Annotated in this window: 16 protein-coding genes; 8 read left to right on the forward strand and 8 right to left on the reverse strand. The window is 33.0% G+C overall.

Annotated elements, in window-relative coordinates; genetic code table 11:
* Positions 1–29: 29 nt before the first annotated feature.
* The 4 genes from CBR30_07320 to CBR30_07335 all read right to left on the reverse strand — a co-directional run bounded on the left by CBR30_07320 (position 30) and on the right by CBR30_07335 (position 4,738).
* A complete protein-coding gene (locus CBR30_07320; protein PMQ01193.1) occupies positions 30–1,208 on the reverse strand; it encodes a glycosyl transferase family 2 in 1,179 nt (392 codons plus the stop codon).
* A 62-nt stretch (positions 1,209–1,270) separates the two neighbouring features.
* Positions 1,271–2,020 carry a hypothetical protein gene (locus CBR30_07325; GenBank protein PMQ01164.1) on the reverse strand — a complete coding sequence of 250 codons (750 nt, stop codon included), beginning with the start codon at positions 2,018–2,020 and terminating at the stop codon, positions 1,271–1,273.
* The gene (locus CBR30_07330; GenBank protein ID PMQ01165.1) at positions 2,017–3,810 is read right to left on the reverse strand and encodes a hypothetical protein; all 1,794 of its coding nucleotides are present in this window, start codon (positions 3,808–3,810) and stop codon (positions 2,017–2,019) included. The genes CBR30_07325 and CBR30_07330 overlap by 4 nt, the downstream gene beginning before the upstream one ends.
* Positions 3,794–4,738 (reverse strand): hypothetical protein, encoded by a 945-nt coding sequence (locus CBR30_07335; protein ID PMQ01166.1) that lies wholly within the window; start codon positions 4,736–4,738, stop codon positions 3,794–3,796. Before CBR30_07335 ends, CBR30_07330 begins: the two co-directional genes overlap by 17 nt.
* Before the next feature lie 38 nt (positions 4,739–4,776).
* On the opposite strand from CBR30_07335, the gene CBR30_07340 reads away from it, so the two are divergent.
* Positions 4,777–5,637 (forward strand): endoglucanase, encoded by an 861-nt coding sequence (locus CBR30_07340; GenBank protein PMQ01167.1) that lies wholly within the window; start codon positions 4,777–4,779, stop codon positions 5,635–5,637.
* Here CBR30_07340 and CBR30_07345 read toward each other — a convergent pair whose 3' ends face one another.
* Both CBR30_07345 and CBR30_07350 read right to left on the reverse strand, forming a co-directional pair.
* A complete protein-coding gene (locus tag CBR30_07345) occupies positions 5,638–6,096 on the reverse strand; it encodes a methylglyoxal synthase (protein PMQ01168.1) in 459 nt (152 codons plus the stop codon).
* A 23-nt stretch (positions 6,097–6,119) separates the two neighbouring features.
* Positions 6,120–6,794, reverse strand: a complete 675-nt coding sequence (locus tag CBR30_07350; GenBank protein PMQ01169.1) for a hypothetical protein — start codon at positions 6,792–6,794, stop codon at positions 6,120–6,122.
* Between the two features lie 31 nt (positions 6,795–6,825).
* Here CBR30_07350 and CBR30_07355 point away from each other — a divergent pair, with 31 nt between their 5' ends.
* The 6 genes from CBR30_07355 to CBR30_07380 all read left to right on the forward strand — a co-directional run bounded on the left by CBR30_07355 (position 6,826) and on the right by CBR30_07380 (position 12,166).
* Positions 6,826–7,860: an alcohol dehydrogenase gene (locus tag CBR30_07355; GenBank protein ID PMQ01170.1), complete on the forward strand. Its 1,035-nt coding sequence runs from the start codon at positions 6,826–6,828 to the stop codon at positions 7,858–7,860.
* A gap of 189 nt (positions 7,861–8,049) precedes the next feature.
* A complete protein-coding gene (gene tsaA, locus CBR30_07360) occupies positions 8,050–8,493 on the forward strand; it encodes a tRNA (N6-threonylcarbamoyladenosine(37)-N6)-methyltransferase TrmO (GenBank protein ID PMQ01171.1) in 444 nt (147 codons plus the stop codon).
* Positions 8,490–9,248, forward strand: coding sequence for an ATP-binding protein (locus CBR30_07365; protein ID PMQ01172.1), 759 nt, complete (start codon positions 8,490–8,492; stop codon positions 9,246–9,248). The genes tsaA and CBR30_07365 overlap by 4 nt, the downstream gene beginning before the upstream one ends.
* 11 nt (positions 9,249–9,259) lie before the next feature.
* The gene (locus CBR30_07370; protein PMQ01173.1) at positions 9,260–10,342 is read left to right on the forward strand and encodes a hypothetical protein; all 1,083 of its coding nucleotides are present in this window, start codon (positions 9,260–9,262) and stop codon (positions 10,340–10,342) included.
* On the forward strand, positions 10,308–11,420 hold the full coding sequence (locus CBR30_07375; GenBank protein ID PMQ01174.1) for an iron ABC transporter permease: 1,113 nt from the start codon (positions 10,308–10,310) through the stop codon (positions 11,418–11,420). The genes CBR30_07370 and CBR30_07375 overlap by 35 nt, the downstream gene beginning before the upstream one ends.
* Positions 11,411–12,166, forward strand: coding sequence for an iron ABC transporter ATP-binding protein (locus CBR30_07380; protein PMQ01175.1), 756 nt, complete (start codon positions 11,411–11,413; stop codon positions 12,164–12,166). Before CBR30_07375 ends, CBR30_07380 begins: the two co-directional genes overlap by 10 nt.
* Here the strand turns inward: CBR30_07380 and CBR30_07385 are convergent.
* Positions 12,163–12,915, reverse strand: a complete 753-nt coding sequence (locus CBR30_07385) for a hypothetical protein (protein ID PMQ01176.1) — start codon at positions 12,913–12,915, stop codon at positions 12,163–12,165. The genes CBR30_07380 and CBR30_07385 overlap by 4 nt on opposite strands.
* A gap of 4 nt (positions 12,916–12,919) precedes the next feature.
* Positions 12,920–14,131, reverse strand: a complete 1,212-nt coding sequence (locus CBR30_07390; GenBank protein PMQ01177.1) for a serine/threonine protein phosphatase — start codon at positions 14,129–14,131, stop codon at positions 12,920–12,922.
* Between the two features lie 142 nt (positions 14,132–14,273).
* Between CBR30_07390 and CBR30_07395 the strand changes: the two genes are divergently transcribed.
* The gene (locus CBR30_07395) at positions 14,274–16,010 is read left to right on the forward strand and encodes a hypothetical protein (GenBank protein ID PMQ01178.1); all 1,737 of its coding nucleotides are present in this window, start codon (positions 14,274–14,276) and stop codon (positions 16,008–16,010) included.
* Positions 16,011–16,060 lie beyond the last annotated feature (50 nt).

Here is a 16,060-nt window from a genome sequence, read left to right on the forward strand (position 1 = left end):
GATGGCCCCCTCCCCTCTCCTCCAGATTATTAATTCCCATTTCTAAACCTTGGCGTTTTCTCCCAAGTTATATTTCTCCTGAAGATTAGCCAAGTAAGAGCATCCCAAAAACCTAAGGAAATATAGTACATGTTAAAAAAGAATACAAATAAAATTAAAGGGATTAACCTTATTCTATAGATTGCTCCATCTAAAAAAGAGGCAAGTACTATTTGATAGAAAGGAGCAAAATTTCCAAAAGTATTTGTGGAAGATATAAAAAGAAAGAAGAAGATAGAAGAAATTATAGCCATTTCACCTGCAAAAAACAAAAAAAGAGAATCAATAATACCTAATAGTAACAAAAATGGAATTAAATAAACACATAAAAGAAGTACTCCATCGACCTTTTCCCAAATATTAAGATTTTTAGATCTTATCAATGGTATAATATATTTAAACATTACCTGATTATGTCCTCTGGACCATCTTCTTATTTGTCTTCCCCTTATCCTCCAATCTTCCGGTACTTCCTCATAACATTCTGTCCTATTGGAGTAAGCTACTTTCCAGCCATTTATGTATAAACGAAAAGTAAGTTCGGTATCCTCTGCTAAAATATTTTCATCAAAGTATCCATACTTTTCCAAAAGGTCTTTCCTCACTCCTCCCACAGTTCCCCCATATTGGGGAATTAATCTCAAGTTAAATCTTGCCTGCTGATCAACCTGATATCCCGCAGTTCTTTCCAAATCGAGTATTCTCGTTAAAAAATTCTTATCTGTATTTAAAGGTACAACTCTACCCATAACTGCTCCCACTTCTGGATTTTTGAAAGCAACCACAAGATCTCTAATTATTCCCTTAGAAGGTAAATAGTCTGCATCAAAAACCAATATTATCTCTCCTTCTGCTATTTTAATGGCATCATTTAGGGCAGATGGTTTCCCACGCCTACCATTATTTCTATGAAGAGGTTTTATAAAAGGATACATAAGGGTGTAGGTTTCGAGAATTTCTGGGGTTGAATCTTCGGAGTGATCATTTATAGGTATGATTTCTAACTTTTCCTTAGGATAATCAACATTTACTAAAAGATCCAATATATCCTTAGCTACATTTTCTTCGTTATGCATAGGAATCAAGATTGATACATATGGAAGCTCACTGTCAATTATATCATGATAAAAGATCCTCTGTCTTCCAAAAGCTCTATTTATAGTAAAGATAAGATGCCTTATATAATATATAGTTAAAATAACTGCAAGGAAAAATATATAAAATTTTCCAACTAATATAGCCATTTCCATACCTCTAACTTATTTTTATAACGATTTGCCAAAATACTTACATAAAAAGAATAAATTCCAATTACATAAACAAAATCCAGAAGAGGACCAAAGTTGAAGAAGAACAAGGGCATTACCAGATAGGATAATTTCTTAAGAAGGAAGAGAAAAAGAGTATATCTAACCGCAGAAAAAACAATAGAATAAGTGAAAATGCCAAGAACTACGATAAAATCTAAAAATATAGGAGATGGAAGAATCGAAAGTCCAATTCCTAAAGAAATAATACTAAATAATATTATGCCTATTTGCATCTTTATATATAATTCTGAAAAGGTCTTTATATCATAGGGAAATCTTTCTTTAAAGAACAAAAAGTAAAGAGCGGAGATTAAAAGTATTATAAAATTGTAAGAGATAAAAAGATAAAAGGGAATGGGAATATTTACTTTTCTAAGAAGTATTATAAATAAGATGCTTACTACTATGGCGAATAGACAGAGAGAGTTTGTTGGATATGGAGCACTAAACTCAATTAGCTTAAGCCTCCAAAATAAGAAATTAATTTGTGTTGTACTTACATAAAAATAAGAAGAAAGATGGTATAAAGAAAAATCAGAAATAAAATCTATAATTTTTTCTAAAAAAAGAAGTATTATCGTTAGAAATGGCGAAGTAAGAAGGATAAACTCAATAATAAGATCTTTATAAGACTTACCAATTTTCCTGTAAGATCTATGGTATTCTATCATAATCTTCTAAAGCTTAGCTCAATACTTTTTATTTTTTTATTAATTATTATATAATACCAATCATCATCTTTATCAACCAAAAGATTAGGATTCTTTAAATCAAAAGTAAATCTTTCCTTTGGTATTGCTATGGATATACCATACAGATCTATAGGATTTGAAAGCTTTACATTTAGACTATCATTTTCAAAACTAAATCTATAAGTTGTTTTCAAAAATCTCAATATAAAGTCAGCAAAAAATCCCATAGATTTAACCAAAACTTTTGATTCTCCAATATCTTTTATTAATCTTGTGTTAAGTAATTTAACTGCCCTTGGATATGTTGATAATATATCGTAAGGGTGAGAATATATAAGCCTTATAACTCGATTCCTTTCCACATAATCAACGATGCCCAGTAGCCATTTTTCAACCTTTTCCTCACTAACCTTCTTTTTCTTCATTTCATAAAAGGATGCGCTGTTCTCATAAGGGAGAATTGGGAAAGCCAAAACCTTATCTGAAACCATTTTTTCATTAAAGAAGGTTCTATTGGGAGATGATCCTGAATCTCCTGTATAATAATAACTATTGAAGCCTAACTCTTCCAAAATTTTGGTTGTTGTAGGTTGTGGATGCACTCCATTTGGAGCAGAATATTCTCTAATTTTATAATTTACAATCTTTTCAAGAGCGTCCTTATTCCTTTTGATAAAATCCTTTATCTGTTCATATGAAAATTTGTTTTTTATGAGACCATCAGAAAAATAATTATGAGCCCATCCCCCATGACATCCTATCTCTCCAAAGTCTTTCAAGATCGATACAAAGTTTCTCCCTTTACCTTCTGCATCAAAGCCTAAATTATCTCCTGGTACATCTCTAAAATCTCCTGCAGTAATATGAATGGAATATGGGATGTATTTTGAGAAGTAGTTTTCATTAACCAGTATTGGTATATTCTTCCATTCTATACTGGAATCTACATGCCAATTTATTACAAGTCCACCTTTTGCAAAAAAGGTATTTTGTAGATGAGGAATTTTCAATACTTTGAATAGATAAAATCTTAGGATTAATCTTAAAGGTAAGTCATCAGAATATGCTTTTAAATATCCTAATGGCAAGTTTACATAAAGTATCTTAGAATTATTTTTGCTACTTTTCAAAACAACAATAGGGATTTTATTATTCCTACCAGGCATAGCGTAACCATAAATATTGTAATTACTATCTTTTTGTATAACATTAGCTAAAGGATAAATGAGGGGACCATAAAAATAGCCAGAAAGTAATTTACCATCCTTCTTCTTACCTGGTGGGACCTCCAATTCATCCATAAAATATAGAAAACCATAAGTATAAACACTATCCTTAAAAGTGTTGTAAGGGCAATAATTAATGCCAACGATATCTGAAAATAGAGGCTCTTCTAAGAAATTTCCTCTCTTATCCTTTATACCTGCATCATAAATTATCGCAACATTTCCTCCCCAATTAACAAATTCCTCAATAAATAACTTCGCATCTCTTGGGAGTATTTGACATTCCCCATCAGGAAAAATAATAGCAGGGTAATTTTGAGCTATAATCTTAGGAGAAAGGGACAAAAGCTCATAAGGGTCCATAATCTTAAAAGGCACTCCCTCTTCTTCCAGAACACTTTTATAAGCCCCTAAAACATTAGAACCAATTTTATTAGATGAAACTAAAATTACACAGAAATCATCATTCCTACCATAAGAGGTAGATAAAAAAAGGAGAAGTAACAAGATTATTAGGATTAAAATTTTATTCAGTTTTACCAATTCCCTCAGTTAAAACTTGACCATATATCAAAATATTGCTTTTTAATACTACCCCCTCCGCCCCTATAACAGATTTAATTTTTCCTTCATCACCTATTTTTACTCCATCAAGAATAACCTTTCTTTGTGAAAAAATATCTCCATTTACTTCTATATCTCCCCTTAAAGATACGTCTCCTTCTGCAAATATGTTCCCATTGATAATTAATCCTTCCTCCATATCAAGATTTATCCTACCATCTATTTTAACACTACCATTTATCTCATTTCTAATCTCTTCCCTTTTTCTTTTCTTACTAAATCCTGAAGCTAAAATTACCGGTTTTCCAAAGAGCCTTTTAAAAGTAACTCTTCTTCCAAGGCTAATAGACCTTTCAGAAGTTAGACTAAGCCCAAGTGAACAATTATCATTAACCTTTACATCCCCCAAAGCATCCGCCCATCTTATTATTCTTGTTCCTCTTCCCAAATCCAAATTTCCATCTACAGCTATTGCTCTAATTGTATTAAAAGGTCCTATCTTAGCATTGCCTCTTACATAGATTTCCTTATTAAATGTTGTAAAAGGCTTAGTTTTTAAATTTTTAGCTACTACAATATGGTTAATCTCCAAGCTCTCAGGTATATATTCCTCTTTTATTGAAAATTCTAATTTTTCTTTTTCATCTCTCTTAATATTTACCTCAAAAATTTGGTCTGAATCTAAATTCTCCTCTGAAATACCCAGAACCTCAATAGTCTTTCCTATAATATTTCTAAAGGATTTTCCAAAGTATCTAACATCCTTGGAATAATTTAAGTCAATAAAAAGAGGCTTTGTATCCCTCGGTCTTTTCAGCTCAAAAAAAGAAGGGATAAAAGGTAAAGTTAATAGTATTAAAAAAATGCCAAATATTGTTAGCATGGTTATAATTATATCATGATACATAAAACTTTCTCAAGCTTAAACTAAAGGAGGCTTGAAAGATGAGTATGGGAAAGCTAATTTTAGTAATTCTTCTTTTCTCCCTCATTTTTTCTATGGGTCTTGCACCAAAGTATAAGGATGCCTTTATTTTGAATAAGCCATCCTCTGGAGATATAAAGACTAAAAATCTTCCCCTTACTATGGAGCTTAATTTTTGGAATATTGCTACATACGAAGGGGAAACTTGGATGGCTTTTTATGAAAAGGATGATGCTATAAAATACTATGCGGATATAAAGAATATTGTACTTAGAAGTCCAAGCTCCTGGGTGCATGGGTATCCTGAAGTTTATTATGGATACAAGCCATGGTCTTCCCACGGTATTTCACTTCCAAAGCTTCCTCTTCCTGTGAAGGTTTCAGAATTTCCAGAAGCCAATTTTGTAATGAAATATTCCCTATGGTACGAAAAAAATCTTCCTATAAATTTTGCTATGGAAACATGGATTACAAAGACTGAAAAACCAAACACTGTAACAAATGGAGATATTGAAATGATGGTATGGTTATACGCCAATAATTTGGGTCCGGCTGGGAAAATTGTTGATACTGCCAAGATTCCTATTATTTTAAATGGAAAAGAAAAAGAATTAATATGGGATATATACTTCTCACCTGGAGGATGGGATTACATTGCCTTTAAATCAAGAGAGAATATAAAGGAAGGAGAAGTTAAGATTCCTATAAAGCTTTTCTTGGTAAAATTGAAGGATGTAATTTCCAAATATTCATCTAAGGTTACCGATTACGATAACATGTATGTTTTAGATTGGGAAATAGGAACAGAGTTTGGAAGTCCTTACATAAAGGATGCCAAATTTGGTTGGATCTTTTCTAATTTTGATATTGAAGTAAAGTAGCTACTTTTTAAATCTTTCCCTGTAGCTTGTATAGTCTGGAACAAGCCTTTTATATTCACCCTCCATAAGAGGAGAGGAAATAAGGAAGTCCGCAGTAGATCTATTACAAGCTACAGGGATATTCCATACTACTGCCAATCTAAGAAGAGCCTTAACATCGGGATCATGAGGCAATGGCTCTAAAGGATCCCAGAAAAAGATTAGAAAGTCTATCTCTCCCTCCGCAATCTTTGCACCAATCTGCTGATCCCCTCCTAAGGGACCGCTTTGAAGTTTTGTTATTTGAAGACCAAGTTCCCTTTCAAGGATCTCCCCTGTGGTGCCTGTTGCATAGAGCTTATGCTTCGAAAGGGTTCCCTGGTTAAACCTTGCCCACTCTAAAAGCTCCTGCTTTTTATTATCATGGGCAATAAGGGCAATACTTTTTTGAGGATACAAAGGCACCTCTTTATAATTCATATTTCCACCTCCAAATATATATTTTATGCAGAAACCCTCACATCTTTCTCTTCCCTCATTATCTTTATAATCTCTAAGTTTATCCTTTCGCTTTTTTCATATTCTAATATATTAAAGGCTGGTTCTCCACATACATCTATACCAACTATCTTCTCTCTTGGAACATGAGAAAGAATATGGTAAAGATCAAGAATCGATAAATCTCCTTGCTTCCAGCTTGTCCTTAAATATTTCTCAGAAAGTATATCCTTATCAATACTTATATAGATGGGATAGGGTTGGGATATTACAAAAAATAGATTACTTTCTATTTTTTCTCTGGAATTGATAAATACTATATTTTTAACATTTTTTAGTTTTTTCACCTCTAAGATCCAGGACCCACAACTTATATAATTTTCAAAGGTCTCAAAGCCATCCCAGTGATTATCTATTACTAATAGGGAAATGGGATACTTTATTCTTTTTACAAATAGATAGGTCAAATAATGATAATCTCCTCTTCCTAAAAAATTTATACTACTTTTTAGGCTTGGAATTTTCTCATCAAGCATTTTCAACCTATCAAAGGAGCACATATACCTTATTTCAGAGAAGCTCCTAAGATCTATCTCCCTTCCTATGGAGCAAAGATTGGGCTGGTAAAAGTACGTATCATCAAAATGAAGAATCAAAATATCTAATTTATAACTTTGCATCTCACAACCCTCCCTCTTTATATAGTATAATATAATTATGAGAGCAATGATTTTAAAAAGTATTAAAGATCTTTCAAAAGAAAGAAATCCTCTTGAACTTGAGGAAATCCCTATTCCTACTCCAAAGGAAAAAGAGATCTTAATTAGAGTACATACATGTGGGGTTTGTAGAACTGATCTTGACATTATTGAGGGAAGAACTCCTCCTTCCAAGCTTCCTATCATTCTTGGGCATCAAATCGTTGGAACTGTTGAAAAATTAGGGGAAGGGGCAGGAAGGTTTAAAATAGGGGATAGGGTAGGAGTTGCATGGATAAATTATGCTTGTGGAAAGTGCAAATATTGTCTTTCGGGACAAGAGAATCTATGTGAACATTTCAAGGGGACAGGAAGAGATGCAGACGGTGGATATGCAGAATACACAGTAGTTTTAGAGGATTTTGCCTATAAACTGCCAGAAAACTACAAAGATGAAGAATCAGCTCCCCTTCTTTGTGCAGGAGCTGTAGGATATAGGGCACTAAAATTATGTAATTTACAAGATGGAGAAAATATTGGGCTTTGTGGATTTGGTGCATCTGGTCATTTGGTACTAAAAATGATTAAGGCAAAATATCCAAACTCAAAAATTTTCGTCTTTACAAGGAACAAAGCAGAGCAGGAGTTTGCAAGCAAGCTTAGAGCATATTTTGTTGGAAACATAGAGGATGAACCACCTGAAAAAATAAAGGCAATTATAGATACAACTCCAGCATGGAAACCAGTAGTAGAGATGCTAAAAAACTTAGAAAAGGGAGGAAGATTAGTAATAAACGCCATAAGAAAGGAGGAAAAAGACAAGGATTATCTCACAAGAATAAGCTACGAGAGGGATCTTTGGATGGAAAAGGAGATAAAATCTGTTGCCAATGTAACAAGAAAAGATGTAATAGAATTTCTTGAACTTGCCAGCAGAGTGGATTTAAAACCTGAGGTGCAAATTTACCCCTTAGAATCTGCAAACACAGCCTTATTAGAGTTAAAAGAGGGAAAGATAAAGGGAGCTAAAGTCCTTAAAATTTTATAGATTTGAGATAATGTCACTTTAAAATTTTGTAATTTCCATCATATTAGAAACCTTTAGGGGATACCATCTTCCTTCCGTGTTCCAAATACATAAAAATCTCCCATTGTTTTTATTTTTCTGTTGTGATATAATCTTTTACCAAATGGTAGCACTTTTTTTAAAAAAAGTAATACTTAAAGGAGTATCCTTATGAGAGAGGATATAAAATTATTCCCTATAGGAGTTATACATTCTCCATATAAGGAAAGGGGACTATATCAGGGAAGATTTAGCGAAGAGGTATCAGAGATTGAAGTTTTTGATGAGTACAAAGAGGGGCTAAAGGATGTAGAAACATGTTCTCATCTTATCATTCTCTATTGGCTCCATAGAGCAAGAAGGGATATTCTTTTAACCCATACCCCCCATGATAGTGAGATTCATGGTGTATTTGCCACGAGATCTCCTAATAGACCAAATCCTATAGGTTTTTGTGTGGTTGAGCTTTTGGAGATAAAGGGAAATATTTTAAAGGTTAAAGGGCTTGATGCCTTAAATGGGACTCCTCTTATAGATATTAAGCCATATTCTTCTGCCATTGATGCTGTAGAAAATGCAAAGATTGGATGGTATGAAAGGAGGAATAGGGAATGAAAATATTAGTATTAGGGAAAGGAGGAGCAGGAAAGAGCACTGTCTCCGCTCTTCTTGCCAAAAGTTTTGCAAAGAAGGGATTTAAGGTTTGGGTTTTGGATGGGGATGAGTCTAATTTTGGATTATATAGACATTTAGGAATTAATCCCCCTGAAGAACTCATGAATCTATATGGAGGTAAAAAGGGAATAAGTGAGAAGTTAAGAAGATTTTTTACAGAGAGGGAATCTGTAAAAATCACTGACACTGTAAGTAAAGAGGAGATTCCAAAGGAATATATAGCGGAAAAAGATGGAATAAGTTTATCTGTTATAGGTAAGATAAAGGATTTTGGGGAAGGTTGCGCATGCCCTATGGGTGCTCTTCTTAGAAATTTCCTTAAAAGTCTTGTATTAAAAGAGAAAGAGATCGTTATTGTAGATACTGATGCTGGAATTGAACATTTGGGAAGAGGGGTAGAAGAGGGTTGTGACCTTTGTATTTTTGTAATTGACCCCACCTATGAATCCATAATGCTCTCTAAAAAAGTAAAAGAAATGCTTAAGGAAACGGGAAAAGAACTGATTATAGTATTAAATAAAGTTAATGATGAAAATAAAGAGATACTGTTAAAACATTTAGAAGATGAGATTTCCTGTATTATTCCTCAAAATAAGGAAATACTTGAGTCAGGTTTGAAAGGAGAGGAAATAAACATTCATCTTCCAGAGATAGATAATTTTACTTCAACCCTAATTGAAAAATTTATAAGCTGAGGAGGAGAAAAATGAAGGGTATAAAGATATTTTTAGTTTTTGTTCTATTATTGTTACTTTTTTCATCTTTCTCTGAGAGTAAAACAAAAAAGATAGTAGATATGGCAGGAAGAGAGGTAGAGGTGCCTATAAATGTAAAAAGAATTGTGGCTGGAGGACCTGGAGCCTTACGCCTCATATGCTATATGAAGGCTTGGGATAAAGTGGTAGGGATAGAGCAGGCGGAGAAAAACTGGGGACCTTCTGGAAGACCTTACGCTTTAGCACATCCAGAGCTATTAAATCTACCTCCAATTGGATTAGGAGGACCTGGAAATATAGGAAATGGTCCAGATCCAGAGCTGGTGACAAAACTAAATCCTGATGTAATCTTTATGACCTATATGGAAAAAGGGAGAGCGGATGATTACCAGGCAAAGGTAAAGATTCCTGTTGTTGTTCTTTCCTACGGTGTTCTTGCAAGTTTTGAAATGGATGAGATCTTTGGATCCCTTCGAGTAATTGGTAAGGTTTTAAATAATGAAAAAAGGGCAGAGGAAGTTATAAGATTTATAAGGAGCTGTTCCAATGAGCTTAATATTAAAACAAAGTATATTTCTGAGAATAAAAAGCCGAAGGTTTATGTAGGAGGGCTTGGTTCAAGAGGAAACCATGGTATAACAAGTACTTCATGCAATTTTCCACCCTTCATGGCAGTAAATGCTAAAAATGTAGTAGATTCTCTAAATAAAGAGGGACAACTTTTCATAGATAAAGAACAGTTACTTATCTGGGATCCTGACTACATTTTCATAGATGCAGGTGGATACGACTTAGTAATGCAAGACTTAAAGGATCCATTATTTAAATCCCTAAAGGCGATAAAAAATGGCAATCTCTATGTAATTCTTCCTTTTAACTTCTACACTACAAATATAGATACCGCTCTTTGTGATGCCTACTATATTGGTAAGGTTTTGTATCCTGAAAAGTTTAAGGATTTAGATCCTGAAAAGAAAGCGGATGAGATTTACGAATTTTTGGTAGGCAAACCCGTTTATCAGGAGATGAAGAAGAGTTATGGAGGCTTTAGAAGAATACAAATTACAGAATAAAATCTTAGAGGGATATCTAAAATATACGAGGAGAAAGCTTTTGTTTATTAGCTTTCTCCTTGTATTTCTCCTAATTTTCTCATTATATGCCCTATGCATTGGCACATATAATTTAACTATTGGGGAGGTTATCTCCTCCCTTTCTTTCTCCAAAATATCCGCCTTTATAAATAATAGGGATGTAGATAGTAAAAGTTTGATCCTTTTGAATGTAAGACTTCCCAGAATAATTTCCGCAATCATTGCTGGGATAATCCTTTCTATATCTGGAGCAGTAATGCAAAGCATATTAAGAAATCCTTTAGCCTCTCCCTTTACCTTAGGAATATCACAGGGTGCTGCCTTTGGTGCCGCCTTTGCAATTGTAGTACTAAATGCGGGCTCTGTACATTCCCATAGTAGTGATGCCATATTAATAAACAATCCATACCTTACAACTACCTTTGCCTTTATTGGCTCCCTTATCGGTACCATTACTATTCTTCTCTTAGCAAAATGGAGAGGGCTTTCACCTACATCCGCCATCCTTGCTGGAAATGCCTTAGCTTCCCTTTTCAATGCAGGAACTACTCTTCTTCAAACCTTTGCCACTGATGTTAAGGTAGCATCCATTGTTTTTTGGCTTTTTGGAGATTTAGGAAGAGTTAATTGGAGAGATATTGGGATCATGTCCATTGCATGTATTATTGGACTTTTATATTTTCTTAAGAATCGCTGGAATTATAATGCCTTAGAGGAAGGAGAAGATACTGCAAAAAGCTTAGGCGTTAATACTCAGAGATTAAGAATTGAGGGTATGCTAATCTCATCCTTTATTACAAGTGTAGTAGTATCCCTTATGGGAGTAATAGGATTTATTGGCCTTGTAGCTCCCCATATGGTGAGAAGACTCATAGGAAATGATTTTAGGTTTTTACTTCCAGCATCCGCCCTTTTAGGGGCACTATTATTACTAATTTCAGATACCCTATCACGCACCATTATATCTCCTATAATCCTACCAGTGGGAGTAATCACATCCTTTATGGGAGCACCCATATTTTTATATCTCCTGATAAGGAGCAAGAGATGGTCTTAGAAGTGAAGAATTTAGAATTCTCATATGATGGAAAGCCTGTTCTAAAGGGAGTAAACTTCTCCGTAGATAGAGGAGATTTTGTTTCCATCCTTGGTGTAAATGGGGCTGGAAAATCTACCCTCTTAAAGTGTATAAATGGAATTCTAAAGCCAAAGAGAGGAAAGATCTTAGTAAATAATATGGAAATAAATAAGCTATCTCAGGAGGAGATTGCAAAAATAATTGCCTATGTCCCCCAAAGAGCAGAACAATCTCATCTAATAGTTTTTGATGGCATCCTTTTGGGAAGAAAACCCCATATAAAATTTGATGTTACAAAGAGAGACTTAGAGATAACTAAAAACATAATAGAGATGCTTAATCTTGAGGAGTTTTCTTTAAGATATATGACGGAGTTAAGCGGGGGAGAGCTTCAGAAAGTAGTTATAGGTAGAGCTCTTGCCCAAGAGCCTCTAATTATGCTTTTAGATGAGCCTACAAACAATTTGGATCTAAAAAATCAAATAGAGGTAATGAGTTTAATTAAAAAGATCTGTAAGGAACAAAACATAGCGGTATTAACTGTTATGCATGATATAAATCTTGCCCTTAGATTCTCCGACAAATTCATTCTCTTAAAGGATGGAAGGGTTTATGCCATGGGAGGTCTTGAAGTAATTACATCAGAAAATATAGAGAAAGTTTTTGGCGTATCAAATATTATAGAAAAAGTAAGAGGAAAACCAGTAATGATTATAATGGATTAGTTTTCTAAAGGAATCATTTTATCCTCAATTCCATCATCGGTTACCTTAATAAGTATAAAGTGGGGTTTACCATTAATAGTCTCAGGGGATACATAGGGGGAGGCTCCTGCAACCCCAGAAATTATATAGACAACTTTATTTATAACCTTTCTATAATACATATGTATATGTCCAGCAAAAACATAGTTTACTTTTTCCTCCTCAAAAATCTTCATCAATCTTTTTGACTCTGATGGATCCGCCTTATGGAAGGAGAGGAAAAAATTTGGAGCAATTACAGGCTGATGCATAAATACAAATTTATACTTTCCTTTTGCAGACCTAAGCACTTCTATAAGCCAATTTATCTGCTCCTCTCCCAATTTTCCAAAAGCATTATTAAGTATAATAAATCTTGCATTTTTATAGTCAAAATAATAATATAAGGGCTTTCCTGTAAAATCTTTAAAGGCTTTAACAGCCATATCCCCCTTTATATCATGATTTCCTGGAACAAAATATATAGGTAGCTTTGTCTTGCTAATCTGTCTCTTTAAAAATTCATACTCCTTTGGATCGCTATTATTCAAAAAGTCCCCCAAGTGGATTATAAACTCTGCATTTGTTTTAGATATCTTCTCTAAAAGGGATTCAAAAACAAGGGGAGCTCCTCCCTCCGCCCTACTGTCTCCAAGCACTGCAAACTCAAAGGAGTAAGCATAAGTTATAAGAAAGATTAAAAGAAAAATTATTAAAGTTCTAATCTTCATAAGATTATTCTAAGGGATTCACGATCCTCCCTATAAAAAGAATTATTCCCGTCCTCCTATCTCTTATGAGAAAGATAAAGGGTCTATCCGCCTTAAAAACTATAGGCTTATAAACTGCCTTTAGCTCAAGAATAACAGCTGTTGCTGCGGATGCCTCTGTCCCCTCCTCATTCACCTCTATATAGGTTTTGTGAATCATCTTACTAATTACTAAGTCCTTATCCCCTGTTATCCCTGAGAAGTCCGCCAAATTCCTATCAAAGGGGTCTATCATTCCCAAATCTTTCAAAGGCTCATTTAATAAATATCTCTTCTCTGTTTTAAACTTTGGAAAATATACATCCAAATAGTTTTCCCTTAAATCTGAGATTAACTTATTTATTTCCTCTAAGGATAAATATTTTTCTGCTACCTCCAAGCTTTTTTCCTTTTTTGGAAGTATAATCAACATGGATAGATCCCCTCCTGCATAGGGCAGTTCTAATACCTGTATATCATCATTCTCTGTATAATTGAATTTGTTCTTTTGGTGCATCATTGGAACAGTTAATTTTTTATCCTTAGACAGGTAAAAGTCCATGGGATTTGTTTCCTTAGGATCAAACTTATACTCCCAGTTTCCTTTAAAGTATAGAGCATTGACTAAAACAAGCCTTGTTAGATAGGTTAAATCATCGGGAAGAATTAGATCTTTTATCTTATTATTTGTATTATCTTCAACCCATTTATTTATCCTTAATCTTGTCTTCTCCCTATTTTCTTCATTAATAAAGTCAACCTCATAAAAACCTGCCCCATAATTTTCCTTTATAAGATCTACAAAATCTTTTTTAAAAGGATAGTCAATTTGTCCCCAAAGAGAGTTTGCAATAGCAAGCTGATAATTCTTGTTAGGAGCATTAAATAGATTATTAATTTCTGAGAAGGTTTTATGTAGATGCTCATCCTCTAAATTGAAGTGCAAAACCTTCTTCATTTCAAACTTTGTGTTTCCTCTTGCTCCAGCATAGGTCATTGCCAATGCAGAGGAAATACTGTAAGGTGAGACTAAAATATTTCCCTCTTTTCTTGCCAAAACCTTGTATAGATCAAAGGCAAAAAGATTATTTCCATCCGCCAAAACTTTCACATTATCATTAGCAGGATATATTAGAAAAAGACCAATGGAAAATAGGAAAATAAGGGAAAAAACCAATATATATAATATTTTTCTCATAATTTTCTCCTTCTATTGAAAAACTTTTTATAATATTATAAACCTAAATTAATGAAATTGCTAAGTTTAGGCAAAAAAGGTTTACTAACCTTATATTATCATGTATAATTTTTTTAGATAATGTTTTAAGGAGATTTTTATTATGTGTCCATTGAAAACTGCTTTAACATTCAATAATAAGAGTTTCACCATTGAGAACTTATTAAATGATATTGAAACGGGACTTATTGCATTACCCGATATTCAGAGACCTTACGTTTGGGATACCACTAAAGCACGAGATTTAATAGACTCTATATATAAGGGTTTACCTACTGGATCTATTGTTTTATGGGAGATTTACCAAGCGGATAGTGTAAGACCTATTTATCCTGATGCTAAGGTAAGTCCTAAGTACTTGGTAATTGATGGACAACAAAGGTTAACATCTCTTTTTTCAATTATTAAAAATAAAGAAATATTATCAAAAAGTGGTAAAAGATTTAAGATAAAAATTGCATTTAACCCTATTGAGGAGAGATTTGAGGTTTCTAATACTGCTATAGAAAAAGATGTAAAATGGATCTCAGATATAAGCTTGATATTTTCTGGTTCTACCTTTAGTTTCACAAAAGAATATCTTGAAAAACTGAAAGAAAAAAATTTAGAAGTTGATGAGAATGAAGTAGCAAGTAGAATTGAAAGATTAGCTCAGATTAAAAATTATCCATTCTCTGTAATAGAACTGTCTCCAGAATTAAACGAAGAACAGGTTGCCGAAATTTTTGTGAGAATAAATAGTAAAGGACAAAATCTTTATTGGAAAGATTTCATATTAACTCTTTTGTCTATATATTATCCTGAAGGAAGAGATAAACTTGAGGAATTTTACGAAAAATCCTTAAAACAGCCAATAGATAATAAGCCATCCCCTTTTAATATTATGAAGATGCCTGCAGCTCCTGAACATTTACTAAGGACAATTATAGGACTTGCCTTTAGAAGAGGCAGACTCATGTCTGGTTATGCTCTTTTAAAAGGAAGGGATTTTGAAAATAAAATTACAAGCGAGGAAGTAAGAAATCAAAATATTGAAAAGTTTAAAATTGCACAGGAAAAGGCTTTAAACCTTACAAATTGGCATGACTATATTAAAATAATTCACTCTGCAGGTTTTGTAAATAAAGACTTAATTAGTAGCCATATAGCATTTTTTATAACTTACTGCTTTTATCTAATAGGAAAAGAGTATAATGTAGATTATAAATTATTAGAATCTTACATTAAAAAATGGTTTGTTTTTTCCATTTTAACTCAGAGATATACAGGCTCTCCTGAATCTGTAATTGAAAATGACCTGAGCAATTTATCAAAATACGATTTTATCTCTTACATTGAAAATCAATTGAAAGTAAACTTAACAGAAGACTATTGGAATATTCAGTTGCCAGAAGTATTACAAACTTCCAGTGTGACAAATAATGCTTATTTAGTATATCTTGCTTCCTTAATCAATAGTGACATAAAAATTTTGTTTTCTAACATAAAACTCAAAGATTATTTGAATCCTTTTATTGTACAAAAGAAGAAACAAATTGATATACATCATATATTCCCTAAAGCTTATTTAGCAAAATTAGGAATTACCCAAAAAACTGATGTAAATCAGGTTGCTAATTATATTTATTTAGAATACAAAGATAATATAAAAATTACTGATAAATCTCCTTCTGAGTATTTCCCCTTATTAGTAGAGAAATATGAAAATGGTGATTTTAATAAGGTCTATCAGACCTATGACTTACCATATGAATTTTGGAACATGAATTATTTTGATTTCTTAAAGGAAAGAAGAAAGTTGATGGCAAAGAGGATAAGAAATTATTTTGAAAGCTTATAAAACTAATATATATTCCTACCCTCCTAATTACAGATTAGGATATTAAACTC

This window comes from Dictyoglomus sp. NZ13-RE01 (genome assembly GCA_002878375.1).
Lineage (GTDB): Bacteria > Dictyoglomota > Dictyoglomia > Dictyoglomales > Dictyoglomaceae > NZ13-RE01.

What these genes read in the sequence shown, in the direction of transcription:
- CBR30_07335 (PMQ01166.1), bottom strand. Translation starts at nt 4,738, where the DNA reads ATGTATCATGATATAATTATAACCATGCTAACAATATTTGGCATTTTT.
- CBR30_07325 (PMQ01164.1), bottom strand. Translation starts at nt 2,020, where the DNA reads ATGATAGAATACCATAGATCTTACAGGAAAATTGGTAAGTCTTATAAA.
- tsaA (PMQ01171.1), top strand. Translation starts at nt 8,050, where the DNA reads ATGAGAGAGGATATAAAATTATTCCCTATAGGAGTTATACATTCTCCA.
- CBR30_07350 (PMQ01169.1), bottom strand. Translation starts at nt 6,794, where the DNA reads ATGCAAAGTTATAAATTAGATATTTTGATTCTTCATTTTGATGATACG.
- CBR30_07370 (PMQ01173.1), top strand. Translation starts at nt 9,260, where the DNA reads ATGAAGGGTATAAAGATATTTTTAGTTTTTGTTCTATTATTGTTACTT.
- CBR30_07380 (PMQ01175.1), top strand. Translation starts at nt 11,411, where the DNA reads ATGGTCTTAGAAGTGAAGAATTTAGAATTCTCATATGATGGAAAGCCT.
- CBR30_07395 (PMQ01178.1), top strand. Translation starts at nt 14,274, where the DNA reads ATGTGTCCATTGAAAACTGCTTTAACATTCAATAATAAGAGTTTCACC.
- CBR30_07375 (PMQ01174.1), top strand. Translation starts at nt 10,308, where the DNA reads ATGGAGGCTTTAGAAGAATACAAATTACAGAATAAAATCTTAGAGGGA.
- CBR30_07365 (PMQ01172.1), top strand. Translation starts at nt 8,490, where the DNA reads ATGAAAATATTAGTATTAGGGAAAGGAGGAGCAGGAAAGAGCACTGTC.
- CBR30_07390 (PMQ01177.1), bottom strand. Translation starts at nt 14,131, where the DNA reads ATGAGAAAAATATTATATATATTGGTTTTTTCCCTTATTTTCCTATTT.
- CBR30_07345 (PMQ01168.1), bottom strand. Translation starts at nt 6,096, where the DNA reads ATGAATTATAAAGAGGTGCCTTTGTATCCTCAAAAAAGTATTGCCCTT.
- CBR30_07385 (PMQ01176.1), bottom strand. Translation starts at nt 12,915, where the DNA reads ATGAAGATTAGAACTTTAATAATTTTTCTTTTAATCTTTCTTATAACT.
- CBR30_07340 (PMQ01167.1), top strand. Translation starts at nt 4,777, where the DNA reads ATGAGTATGGGAAAGCTAATTTTAGTAATTCTTCTTTTCTCCCTCATT.